Here is an 11,804-nt window from a genome sequence, read left to right on the forward strand (position 1 = left end):
TGATGAGTGATCATTGTATGCTTGTTTTTGTGACGACTCAGCGATACGTCGAGTACTAAGCCGGGATATACACTCTGTCCCAACACGACGCTATCGGGCCGTGTCAGGTGTGGTGAATTAAGGGCCCGAAACGAGCCCGATCCGGATCAGTCGCGCTGATCGAAAAGCGGCGCGTGATCCATCCAGTCGTAGTGGGCGCTGCCGGTCGCCCAGGCCCAGTTCACGTCCACGCGCCGCGTGCCGTGCGCACCCGACGCGAGCGGCGCTTGCCGTGCGTCGACCGCATGGTCATCCGGTGCGACGGATGCACCGCATCGCCGCGAGCCGGCGCCCGTTTCGAAGCCGCTCACCGCATTAGCCCCCCGGCGCATCATTGCGCGTCGCGGATCATGTTGCGGGCGATCACCAGTTGCTGGATCTGGGTCGTGCCTTCGTAGATGCGGAACAGGCGCACGTCGCGATAGAAGCGCTCGATGCCATATTCGGCCATGTACCCCGCGCCGCCGAAAATCTGCACCGCACGATCGGCCACGCGCCCGCACATCTCGGACGCGAACAGCTTCGCGCACGACGCCTCGGTGCTCACCGGCAGCTTCGCGTCGCGGCGGCGCGCGGCGTCCACCACCATGCAGCGCGCGGCATAGATTTCGGCCTTGCTGTCGGCGAGCATCGCCTGCACGAGTTGAAAATCGGCGATGGGCTTGCCGAACTGCTTGCGCTCCATCGCATACGACAACGCCATCGACAGCATGCGTTCGGCCACGGCCACGCAGACCGCGGCGATGTGGATGCGCCCCTTGTCGAGCACCTTCATCGCCGTCTTGAAACCCTGGCCCTCTTTCCCGCCGATCAGGTTGGCGGCCGGCACGCGCACGTTGTCGAAGATCACGTCGCAGGTATGCGCGCCCTTCTGCCCCATTTTCTTGTCGCGCTTGCCGAAGCTGATGCCCGGCGTCTTCGCGTCGACGATGAACGCCGAGATGCCGCCCGAGCCCTTGTCCTCCGGATTGGTGCGCGCCATCAGCGTGAAGATGCCGGCATGCGGCGCGTTCGTGATGAAGCGCTTGGTGCCGTTGACCACGTAGTCGTCGCCGTCCCGGATGGCCGTGGTGCGCAGCGACGCCGCGTCGGAGCCGGCTTCCGGCTCGGTCAGCGCGAACGACGCGATCAGCTCGCCGGTCGCGAGACGCGGCAGGTAGCGTTCCTGCTGCTCGGGCGTGCCGTCGAACAGGATGCCCTGCGAACCGATGCCCACGGTCGTGCCCAGCAGCGAGCGAAACACCGGCGATGCCTGGCACAGCTCGAACACCGCGAGCACCTCCTCCTCCATCGTCAGCTCCAGCCCGCCGAAGCATTCGGGAATGGTGAGGCCGAACAGGCCCATCGCCTTCATGTCGGCGACGATGTCCTCGGGAATTTCATCGGTTTCGGCTACCTGCTCCTCGTTGGGCACCAGACGCTCGCGCACGAAGCGGGCAATGGAGTCGAGCAGGCCGTTGAGCGTTTCTTGATCGCGAATCATGTCGGTAAGCCTGAAAAAGGTGGAGAAAACGTCGAAATGCTGCGCCGAGCGCCGGCCCGAAACAATCACGCCGCCGAAAACGTTCCGTAGATTGAAATCGCGCTGGCTAGGCGGGGACTGGAGCCGGCGACCCGGACGGCCGGGCGTCTGCCAAGGTACGGAACAAACTCCCCGGATGCGTTGACCGGTGATCGGCACGGTTCCATCGTAGGGACTCGAATCAACTGCCATGTCATTCGCCATGCCGCTCCAGCCCGATCACCTGCTGTCCCGCCGCTTTCCGCCCATCGAGCATGCGTACTCGCTGCGCGATACCCAGCTCTATGCGCTCGGCCTCGGGCTCGGCGCCGACCCGCTCGACGCCGGGCAATTGCGCTATGTCTACGAAGGCAAGGAAAGCGAGTCGCTGCGCGCGCTGCCGACGATGGCGAACGTGCTCGCGTACCCGGGGTTCTGGGCGCGCGAACCGGACACGGGCATCACCTGGCAAAAGCTCCTGCACGCCGAACAGGAAATCCGGATTCACGCGCCGCTGCCGCCGAGCGGCCGCATCACGGGTACGACGCGCATCACCGGCCTGTGGGACAAGGGGGAAAACAAGGGCGCCTTCCTGCAGCAGACGCGCGACATCGCCGATGCCGACACCGGCCGCCTGCTTGCGACCGTGGTGCAACTGAGCCTGTTGCGCGGCGACGGCGGCTTCGGCGACGGCGGCAGCACCGACCCGCTGCCGACCCCGCATGCGATGCCCGACGGCGCGCCCGACCACGTGTGCGAACTGACCACGCCCGCGCAACTGGCGCTGATCTATCGCCTGAGCGGCGACCTGAATCCGTTGCACGCCGATCCGGCAGTGGCGTCCGCGGCCGGCTTTCCGCGGCCGATCCTGCACGGCATGGCGCTGATGGGCGTGGCCGCGCATGCGGTGCTGCGCACGGTGCTCGACTACGACAACACGCGCTTCGCGGGCATGCGCGTGCGCTTCACCGCGCCGGCATGGCCCGGCGACACGCTGCGCACCGAGATGTGGGTGCGCGACAAGACGGTTTCGCTGCGCGTCACGGCTGTGGAGCGCAACGTGGTGGTATTGACCAACGCGCGGGTCGACCTGCGCTGAATCGCAATTCTTCAGGAGACACACATGGATCTGGGTTTGACCGGCAAAGTCGCCATCGTCACCGGCTCGGCACGCGGCCTGGGCGCCGCCACGGCGCGCCGGCTCGCGCAGGAAGGCGCGAGCGTCGTCATCACCGACATCAACGCCGAGCTCGCGCAGGCCACCGCGAAGGCGCTGCGGGACGAAGGGCTGGCCGCGCACTGCATCGTGGGCGACATCACCAGCGAAGCCGACGTGCAGCGCCTCGTCGATGAAACCGTCGCGCATTTCGGCGGCGTGCACATCCTGGTGAACAACGCCGGCGCGCCGCGCGACAAGTACCTGGTGAAGATGAGCGCGGACGACTGGGATTTCGTGATGAACGTGATGCTCAAGGGCGCGTTCCTGGCCGCGCGGGCCGTCATGCCGCATTTCATCGAGCAAGGCTGGGGCCGGTTGATCAACATCAGCTCGCGCGCGCACCTGGGCAACCCGACGCAGGCCAACTACTCGGCCGCGAAGGCCGGCCTGATCGGCATGGCCAAGGCGCTGTCGATGGAAGAAGGCCGCTACGGCATCACCGCGAACTGCGTGGCGCCCGGCTTCATGGAAACGGAAATGGTGCAGGCGCTGCCGACCTACGAAACGATCAAGGAGCGCGCGGTGGCGGCCCAGCCGATCAAGCGCGTCGGCCGCCCGGACGACATCGCCGACGCGGTGGCGTTCCTGGCCAGCGAGCGCGCCGGCTTCATCAGCGGCGAAGTGCTGCACGTCACGGGCGGACGCTACGGCTGATCGCACGACGGCAGACCACGAACCCTGGCAGCCAGCGCGTGACAGACGCGCGCTGGCGGCGGAACATTCATGACATTCAAGAGGCAACCCAGATGAAACGAGCAGCCATCGTCTCCCCGCTGCGCACCCCCGTCGGCGCGTTCGGCGGCGCGTTGAAGGGCATTCCCGTCGAGGAACTCGGCGCCACCGTCGCGCGTGCCGTCGTGGAGCGCACCGGGCTGGACCCTGCGCGCATCGACGACGTCGTGTTCGCGCAAAGCTACGCAAGCGGCGAGACGCCGTGCACCGGGCGCTGGGTCGCGCTGCAAGCGGGCTTCCCGATCGAAGTGGCCGGCATGCAGCTCGACCGCCGCTGCGGCGGCGGCGTGCAGGCGCTGGCCACCGCGGCGATGATGGTGCAGACCGGCGCGGCCGACGTGGTGATGGCCGGCGGCGTCGAAAGCATGAGCAACGTCGAGTTCTATACGACCGACATGCGCTGGGGCAAGCGCGCGGGCTCGGTCACGATGCACGACCGGCTCGACCGCGGCCGCGAGCGCTCGCAGCCGGAAAGCCGCTTCGGCCGCATCAGCGGCATGATCGAAACGGCCGAGACGCTGGCACGCGAATACGACATCACGCGCGAAGCGTCCGACCGCTTTGCCGCCCGCAGCCACCAGCGTGCCGCCGCCGCGCAGCAGGCCGGCTATTTCGACGCGGAGATCGTCCCCGTCGCCGTGCCGCAGCGCAAGGGCGATGCGCTGATCGTCAAACAGGACGAAGGCGTGCGCGGCGAAACCACGCTGGAAAGCCTCGCGAAGCTGCGCACGATCATGAAGGACGGCGTCGTCACGGCCGGCAACGCGTGCCAGCAGAACGACGCCGCGGCCGCGTGCCTGATCGTCGCCGAGGACAAGCTCGACGAACTGGGCCTCACGCCGATCGGCTGGCTGGTCGGCTGGGCGGCCGCCGGCTGCGACCCGGCGCGCATGGGCATCGGCCCCGTGCCGGCCGTGCAGAAGGTGCTGGCGCGCACCGGCCTCACGTTCGACCAGATGGACCTGATCGAGCTGAACGAAGCGTTCGCATGCCAGGCGCTGGCCTGCGTGAAGGGCTGGGGCAGCTCGATGGCGGCGCTGGAAGACAGGCTCAACGTGAACGGCTCGGGCATTTCGCTGGGCCACCCGGTGGGCGCGACGGGCGGGCGCATCATGACCACGCTGCTGCATGAAATGCAGCGCCGCCAGGCCCGCTACGGCCTGGAAACGATGTGCATCGGCGGCGGCCAGGGCATCGCGATGATCGTCGAACGCGCATAAGGCAGGAGACCAACCATGAGCCACCCTGAATCCGGCCAGACCTGGCAACCGGGCCAGCGCGAGCTGCAGAACGCCGGCATCGTGAAGCTGATGCGCGCGCTGGACGTGCCGTCGTATGACGAACTGATGCGCGTATCGATCGCCGAACCCGAACGCTACTGGGACACCGTGATGCGCGAATGCGCGATCGCGTGGGACGTGCCGCCGACCGGCTATGTCGACCTGTCGCGCGGCGCGCAGTTTCCGAGCTGGTTCCCCGGCGGCAAGCTCAACTGGGTCAACACGATCTACGCGTGGGCGCGGCATCCCGCCACGGCGCAGCAAAAGGCCGTGGTGGCCGAACGCGAGGACGGCAGCGTCAGCACGCTGACCTTCGCGGAACTGGAGCAGCGCGTGCAGGATTTCGCCGCGGGGCTCGCGCGTCACGGCGTCAAGCAGGGCGACCGCATCGGCCTGCTGATGGAAAACGGCGTCGAGGCCACCGTCTCGCTGCTGGCGATCGTGCATCTCGGCGCGCTGGTCGTGCCGCTGTTCAGCGGCTTCGGCGTCGACGCGATCGTGGCCCGCCTCTCCGCCGCCGAAGCGCGGATGGTGATTGCCTCCACCGGCTTCTCGCGCCGCACCAAGCGCGTGGACGTGCAAGGCGCGCTGCGCGACGCGTGGCGCCAGTTGCCGCTGCTCGAGCACGTGATCTGGAAGCGCGGCGAAGGCGACACCGCGCAGGACGCACGCGACCTCGACTGGCAAGAGACCGCAGCCGCCGCACCGGGGCAACGCAGCACCGCCGTGTCGGTCACGCCCGACACGCCGTTCATGGTGATCTACACGTCGGGCACCACGGGCAAGCCCAAGGGCGTCGTGCATACGCACGGCAGCTTCCCGATCAAGATCGCGCACGACTCGCTGATCCACTTCGACGTGCAGCCCGGCGACGTCTATTGCTGGCCGGCGGACATGGGCTGGATCGCCGGCACGCTGGTGCTCGGCTGCGCGCTGCTGCGCGGCGCGACGCTGGTGTGCTACGACGGCGCGCCCGACTACCCCGACTGGTCGCGCATGTCGCGTGTGGTCGAACGTCACCGCGTCACGCACTTCGGCTCGGCGCCGACGCTGATCCGCGGGATGGCGAGCCACGAGGCACTGGCGCTCGCGGGCGACCGCTCCACCGTGCGGCTGCTGATCACCGCCGGCGAAGGCATCGCACCCGAGCATTTCAACTGGTTCCTGCAACGCTTCGGCGACGGCACGGCGCCCGTCATCAACTACACGGGCGGCACCGAGGCATCGGGTGCGCTGCTCGCGAGCGTGCCGATCCGGCCGATTCCGCCGAGCGGCTTCAACACCGTGTCGCCCGGCGTGGCCGCCGACGTCGTCAATGCCGATGGCCAGAGCGTGACCGGCGAAGTCGGCGAGCTGGCGATCCGCGCGCCGTTCGTCGGCATGACGCATTCGTTCTGGCGCGACGACGAGCGCTACCTGGAAACCTACTGGCAGACCATTCCGGGCATCTGGGTGCATGGCGATCTCGCGCTGCGCACGCCTGACGGCAACTACTTCATGATGGGTCGCTCCGACGACACGCTGAAGGTCGCCGGCAAGCGGCTCGGGCCGGCCGAGGTCGAGGAAGTCGTGCTGGAGCTGCACGACGTGGCCGAAGCGGCCGCGATCGGCGTGGCGGATGCCGACAAGGGTCAGAAACTGGTGGTCTTCATCGTGCCCAAGCCCGGCATGGCGGGCGCAGCTGCCGAGCTGGAAGCGCTCGTGTCCGGTCACGTCGACAAGCGGCTGGGCCGCCCGTTCCGGCCCGGCCGCGTGCACGTGGTCGCGCAACTGCCGAAGACGCGCAGCTCCAAGATCATGCGACGCGTGATCCGCAGCGTGTACTGCGGGCAGCCGCCGGGCGACCTGTCGTCGCTGGACAATCCCGCCGCGCTCGACGAAGTGCGCGCGGCCTCGACCGTCTCCTGACCCGCGCGACGTCCGGCCCCGGGCCGCCCCGCACCGGATCGAGCCATGCGATGCGTGCACTCGCATGAAGCGCAACCGGCATGGCCGCCTGACCGATCCCCGATCGGCCGGGCGGCCGACTTAACCGCAAACGAAACATGAAAGTACTCGAAGGCATCAAGGTCCTCGATTTCGGCCGCTTCATCGCCGGGCCGTTCTGCTCGGCGCTGCTCGCCGACTACGGCGCCGACGTCATCCGCATCGACCGCGTCGGCGGCGGCGAGGATCGCTTCATCGTGCCCGTCACCGAACACGGCGAAGGCGCGCTGTTCCTGCAGGTCAACCGCAACAAGCGCTCGATGACGCTCGATCTCGACAGCCCGGAGGGGCGCGAGATCGTGCGCAAGCTCGTCGCCGACGCCGACGTGGTGATCGCCAACATGCCGCCGCGCACGCTCAAGAGCCTCGGCCTCGATTACGCCAGCCTGTGTGCGATCAAGCCCGACGTGATCCTGGTCGCGTCCAATGCGTTCGGCAACAGCGAGGCGGTGCGCGACCGCGTGGGCTTCGACGGCGTGGGCCAGGCGCTGAGCGGCGCCGTGCACATCGCGGGCACGCCCGACCGGCCGCAGAAGGCGATGGTGCCGGTGGTCGACTTCGCGACCGCGTTTTCCTGCGCGCTCGGCGTCATGCTGGCGCTCTACGAACGCCAGCGCAGCGGCATGGGCCAGGAAGTCAGCGCGTCGCTGCTGTGCACGGGCCTGAACATGGCCAGCGGCGCGCTGATCGAGGAAGCGCTGCTCGGCCTCGATCGTCACGCGACGCTGAACCGCGCGTCCGGCTATGCGCCGTCCGACATCTTCAAGGCCGCCGACGGCTGGTTCATCACGCAGGTCATCGGCCGCCCGATGTTCAAGCGCTGGACCCAGCTCGTGGGCCGGCCGGAACTGCTCGACGATCCGCGCTTCGCCGACGATACGCTGCGCGGCGAGCACGGCGAATTCCTGAGCGACATCATGAGCGCATGGTGCGCGGACAAGACGCTGGCCGACGCGCTGGCCGATCTCGAGAAGGCGCGCATCCCGGCCAGCCCGGTCAACTCGCCGCGTCAGGCGCTGGAAGACGAAACCGTCAAGGCCGCCGACGTGATCCGCTGGATGGACTACCCCGGCGCGCCGAAGCAGGTGCCGATCTTCGCGACGCCGGTGACGCTGTCGCGCACGCCGCCGGAGATTCATACGCGGCCGCCGCTGACCGGCGAGCACACGGATGAAATCCTGGCGGGGATTGGTCTCGATGCGGGGACGGTTGCTGATTTGAGGGCGCGGAAGATCGTTTGATCTTGACGGTGTGCGGCGCCCTTGGCGTTGGTGTCGACGTTGCGTGCGCGCTGGGCGTTACGCGCCGGCTCGCTGCCGGACTGGCTGTGATGAGGAGCCGTCCGGCGTGCGTGCCTTCGCCGGTTCTCTTGCTGCTTTTGTCCCCTGCTTCTTCGCTTTGCTTACCGTCGCCGCAAGTTCTCGCCGCAAGTTCTCGCCGCAAGTTCTCGCCGCAAGTTCTCGTCTCCGGCGCGCTACCGTACGACGCCGCTGCGTTGTTCATGCAGCCATCCTTGCTGGATGGACCGACCTGCAACGGCCGGCGACCCACGCCCACGCCTGCCTCTGCCTCTGCCTCTGCCTCTGCCTCTGCCTCTGCCTCTGCCTCTGCCTCTGCCTCTGCCCCTGCCCCTGCCCCTGCCGGCATGAAATACGCGTACCGCCGACCTTCGCAATGCGACGTGTGCGCTGTTCCGCCTGCTGAAAATGAACGCGCCTCCGGTCACGATCACACCGCACACCGGCCTCGCCTGCCGGGCGCCTTATTCCGAAGTACGAAACAGCACGGGCAAAACGACTCGACAACCGCATGCCATGTGATGCAATCGACAACCAATGGACGGACGGCCTCCTTCACGCGTGCACCGGGCCCCGATCCGCCAGGACGTCCTTCAGCCGGGGGCGTCCGTCGAATAATCACCGAGGAGACACGCCATGCCGTTGCTGCATACCATTCGCTCGCGGATCGGCCATGCGGAAGTCGTGCAGATCGTCGAAATGGACATCAGCCGGATTCTGGAAACCTTGCTGCCCGACGCCACGCCCGACCTGCTGAAAACCATTCCGTGGATGAAGCCGCCCTACGTCGGCGACGATCACGGCATGCGCGCCGTCAGCCAGTGCTTCATCGTCAAGACCGGTGCGCGCCTGCTGGTGGTGGACACCTGCGTCGGGAACGACAAGGACACCGCCGGCTTCGATGCGTTCTCCGGTCTGCAGCTCGAATTCCTGGCGACGCTCGAGGAAGCGGGCGTCGACCGTCATGCGGTCACCGACGTGCTGTGCACGCACCTTCATTTCGATCACGTCGGCTGGAACACCTACAAGCAGGACGGCCGGTGGCTGCCCACCTTCCCCCATGCGAAGTACCACTTCGGCAAGCAGGAGTTCGACGCCGCGCAACAGGGCAACCCGGATGACGCGATGTACCGCGCGCAGGACCTGTCGTTCCACGAATCCATCCAGCCCGTCGTCGATGCGGGCCTCGCAAACTTCATCGATCGCGACACCGACCTCGGCGACGGGATCTCGGTGTTCTCCGCGCCGGGACACACCATCGGCCACATCGCGATCGAGATCGACGCCGGCACCGAGACCTTCATCATCGCCGGCGACGCCATGCATCACCCGGTGCAGGTTGCCAGGCCGGACATGGCGCAGATCCTCGACCACGACCACGCGCAATCGTCGGCCACGCGGCACGCGTTGCTGTCGCGCCTCGACGGCAGCAAGACGCTGTTCACCTGCACGCATTTCTGTTCACCGTCGTTCGGGCGGATTACCCGCGATCCGGAAGGCGACTACGTGTTCACCGGCGTGCCCAAATAACGCTCAGGTTCCGATTCCATGCTCAGTCTCGTTTCCCATCTCGACCGCTTGAACGTCCGCCCCGGGCGCCTTTTCATCGATGGACAATGGCTGGATTGGCCCGACGCGCGTTTCGACCAGCTCAACCCCTGCACGAACGAAGTCATGACCAGCTTCGCCGACGCCGGCGCGCAAGGCGTGGAGCTGGCCGTGGCCGCGGCGCGCAAGGCATTCGACGAAGGTCCGTGGCCGCGCATGCGCGCGCAGGACCGCAAGCGCCTGCTGCAGCCGATCGTCGAGCGCCTGTACGCGGCCGAGGAAGAAATCGCGCGGCTGCAAACGCTCGACAACGGCATTCCGTACGCGTTCAGCCGCCATTCGCGCGTCTCCGCCAAGTCGGCCGCCGACGTCTTCGATCACTTCCTCGGCTGGATCGACAAGATAAACGGCGACACGCTGCCGATCTTCTCCGGTGCGTCGAACATGCAGTACATGACCTTCCGCGACCCGGTCGGCGTGGTCGCGGCCGTGCTGCCGTACAACGGCCCCGTGCTGACGTTCGCGATGAAGGTGGCGCCGGCGCTGGCCTGCGGCTGCACCGTGATCGTCAAGTCGTCGGAGCTCACCAACCTCGCCGTGGCCCGGCTCGCGCAGATCATCGCCGACAGCGACTTGCCGCCCGGCGTATTCAACTTCGTGACCGGCGGCGTCGAAACGGGCAGCGCCCTCACCTCGCACGCCGGCGTCGACAAGGTGACCTTCACCGGCAGCCCGGCCGTCGGCGAAAAAATCATGATCGCGAGTGCGCCGACGATGAAGCGCCTGTCGCTGGAACTGGGTGGCAAGAGCGCGGCGCTCGTCTTTCCCGACACGCGCAGCGTGCAGACCACCGCGCACGCGCTGATGGGGCTGTGCTCCACGTTCCTGTCGGGCCAGGTCTGCTCCACGCCGTCGCGCGCGGTCGTGCATCGCTCGATCATGGACGAGTTCCTGCACCACGCGCAGGAACAGCTGCAGAAGGTGCGGTTCGGCGATCCGTTCGACGCGGCCACCACGTCGGCGCCGATGATTTCCCGGCGCCACCAGGCACGCGTGCTCGACTACGTCGAAAGCGGCCGGCAGCAAGGCGCGACGCTGCTGGCCGGCGGCCGCGCGCCGGGTGGCGAATTCCGCAACGGCAACTGGGTCGAGCCGGCCCTCTTCGCCAACGTGAGCAACGATATGACGATCGCGCAGGAGGAAATCTTCGGCCCCGTGCTGTCGGTGATTCCGTTCGACACCGAGGAGGAAGCGATCCGCATCGCCAACGACAGCGCGTACGGGCTGGCGGGCTGCGTGTACACCACGGACGTGAGCCGCGCATTCCGCGTCGCACGTGCGGTCAAGAGCGGCGCGATCGGCGTCAACGGCTTTGCCAGCATTCCGAACGCGCCGTTCGGCGGCATCAAGCGCTCGGGCACGGGACGCGAAGGCGGCTGGTCGACGATCGAAGCGTTTACCGAACTGAAAACCGTCAATTTCAATCTGGATGCCTGATCGATGACCGAGACCTTCGACTACGTGGTGGTCGGCGCGGGCAGCGGCGGCAGCGTGGTGGCCGCGCGCCTGGCCGAAGCGGGCCATACGGTGTGCGTGCTCGAAGCCGGTCCGCCCGATACCAACCCGTTCATCCACATCCCGGCCGGGTACATCAAGAACCTGTTCAACGACAAGCTCGTGTGGCGCTTTCGCAGCGGCCCGATCGCGGGCACCGACGGCCGTACGATCGAGCTGACGCAGGGCAAGGTCGTCGGCGGCTCGGGTTCGATCAACGGGATGGTCTACAACCGCGGCCAGCACGGCGATTTCGACGACTGGGCCGCGCTGGGCAATCCGGGCTGGAGTTACGACGACGTGCTGCCGTTCTTCAAGAAGGCGGAAACGCGGATCGGGCCCGGCGACGACCGCTATCGCGGCCGCAACGGGCCGCTGATCGTGACCGACCCGATCCTGCCCGCCCCGTTGTGCGACCTGTTCGTCGAGGCCGTCAAGAGCCTCGGCTACCCGTACGTCGCCGATTCCAATGCTCAGGCGCAGGACGGCGTCGGCCCGTGGCATTTCATGATCGACACGCGCGGCCATACGCCGCGACGCAGGAGCGCCGCCCGCGCCTACCTGCATCCGGCCATCAAAAGCGGCCGCGTGACGCTGCGCACCGGCAGCCCCGCCACGCGCGTGCTGCTGGACGGCCGTCGCGCCAC

The 11,804-nt window shown here is 67.5% G+C and carries 10 protein-coding genes; 8 read left to right on the forward strand and 2 right to left on the reverse strand.

Annotation, left to right across the window (positions count from 1 at the left end; genetic code table 11):
• Nucleotides 1-146 precede the first annotated feature (146 nt).
• Both G3N99_RS25285 and G3N99_RS25290 read right to left on the reverse strand, forming a co-directional pair.
• Nucleotides 147-350 carry a hypothetical protein gene (locus G3N99_RS25285; RefSeq protein ID WP_206123758.1) on the reverse strand — a complete coding sequence of 68 codons (204 nt, stop codon included), beginning with the start codon at nt 348-350 and terminating at the stop codon, nt 147-149.
• Between the two features lie 20 nt (nt 351-370).
• Nucleotides 371-1,522 carry an acyl-CoA dehydrogenase family protein gene (locus tag G3N99_RS25290; protein WP_206123759.1) on the reverse strand — a complete coding sequence of 384 codons (1,152 nt, stop codon included), beginning with the start codon at nt 1,520-1,522 and terminating at the stop codon, nt 371-373.
• A 241-nt stretch (nt 1,523-1,763) separates the two neighbouring features.
• Between G3N99_RS25290 and G3N99_RS25295 the strand changes: the two genes are divergently transcribed.
• From G3N99_RS25295 to G3N99_RS25330, 8 genes are all read left to right on the forward strand, one after another.
• Nucleotides 1,764-2,639, forward strand: a complete 876-nt coding sequence (locus G3N99_RS25295) for a MaoC family dehydratase (protein WP_174933297.1) — start codon at nt 1,764-1,766, stop codon at nt 2,637-2,639.
• A 24-nt stretch (nt 2,640-2,663) separates the two neighbouring features.
• Complete coding sequence (gene fabG / locus G3N99_RS25300) at nt 2,664-3,413, forward strand: 3-oxoacyl-ACP reductase FabG (protein WP_174933298.1); 750 nt, start codon at nt 2,664-2,666, stop codon at nt 3,411-3,413.
• A 92-nt stretch (nt 3,414-3,505) separates the two neighbouring features.
• Complete coding sequence (locus G3N99_RS25305; RefSeq protein ID WP_174983622.1) at nt 3,506-4,711, forward strand: acetyl-CoA C-acetyltransferase; 1,206 nt, start codon at nt 3,506-3,508, stop codon at nt 4,709-4,711.
• Nucleotides 4,712-4,726: 15 nt separating this feature from the next.
• Nucleotides 4,727-6,679: an AMP-binding protein gene (locus tag G3N99_RS25310; protein ID WP_206123760.1), complete on the forward strand. Its 1,953-nt coding sequence runs from the start codon at nt 4,727-4,729 to the stop codon at nt 6,677-6,679.
• A gap of 137 nt (nt 6,680-6,816) precedes the next feature.
• Entirely contained in the window at nt 6,817-7,998 is a 1,182-nt protein-coding gene (locus tag G3N99_RS25315; RefSeq protein WP_011350021.1) for a CoA transferase, read from the forward strand.
• Between the two features lie 693 nt (nt 7,999-8,691).
• On the forward strand, nt 8,692-9,585 hold the full coding sequence (locus G3N99_RS25320; protein WP_206123761.1) for an MBL fold metallo-hydrolase: 894 nt from the start codon (nt 8,692-8,694) through the stop codon (nt 9,583-9,585).
• A gap of 18 nt (nt 9,586-9,603) precedes the next feature.
• Nucleotides 9,604-11,100, forward strand: a complete 1,497-nt coding sequence (locus tag G3N99_RS25325) for an aldehyde dehydrogenase family protein (RefSeq protein WP_174983632.1) — start codon at nt 9,604-9,606, stop codon at nt 11,098-11,100.
• Between the two features lie 3 nt (nt 11,101-11,103).
• Nucleotides 11,104-11,804 (forward strand): GMC family oxidoreductase N-terminal domain-containing protein (locus G3N99_RS25330; protein WP_206123762.1); only part of this gene is annotated, 701 nt, incomplete at its 3' end.

It is taken from the genome of Burkholderia sp. Ac-20392 (genome assembly GCF_017104585.1).
In the GTDB taxonomy this organism is placed as follows: Bacteria; Pseudomonadota; Gammaproteobacteria; order Burkholderiales; family Burkholderiaceae; genus Burkholderia; species Burkholderia lata.

Bases quoted from the DNA above. Each gene is read 5' to 3' on its own strand.
- G3N99_RS25290 (WP_206123759.1), bottom strand. From the start codon at position 1,522: ATGATTCGCGATCAAGAAACGCTCAACGGCCTGCTCGACTCCATTGCC.
- G3N99_RS25295 (WP_174933297.1), top strand. From the start codon at position 1,764: ATGCCGCTCCAGCCCGATCACCTGCTGTCCCGCCGCTTTCCGCCCATC.
- fabG (WP_174933298.1), top strand. From the start codon at position 2,664: ATGGATCTGGGTTTGACCGGCAAAGTCGCCATCGTCACCGGCTCGGCA.
- G3N99_RS25305 (WP_174983622.1), top strand. From the start codon at position 3,506: ATGAAACGAGCAGCCATCGTCTCCCCGCTGCGCACCCCCGTCGGCGCG.
- G3N99_RS25310 (WP_206123760.1), top strand. From the start codon at position 4,727: ATGAGCCACCCTGAATCCGGCCAGACCTGGCAACCGGGCCAGCGCGAG.
- G3N99_RS25315 (WP_011350021.1), top strand. From the start codon at position 6,817: ATGAAAGTACTCGAAGGCATCAAGGTCCTCGATTTCGGCCGCTTCATC.
- G3N99_RS25320 (WP_206123761.1), top strand. From the start codon at position 8,692: ATGCCGTTGCTGCATACCATTCGCTCGCGGATCGGCCATGCGGAAGTC.
- G3N99_RS25325 (WP_174983632.1), top strand. From the start codon at position 9,604: ATGCTCAGTCTCGTTTCCCATCTCGACCGCTTGAACGTCCGCCCCGGG.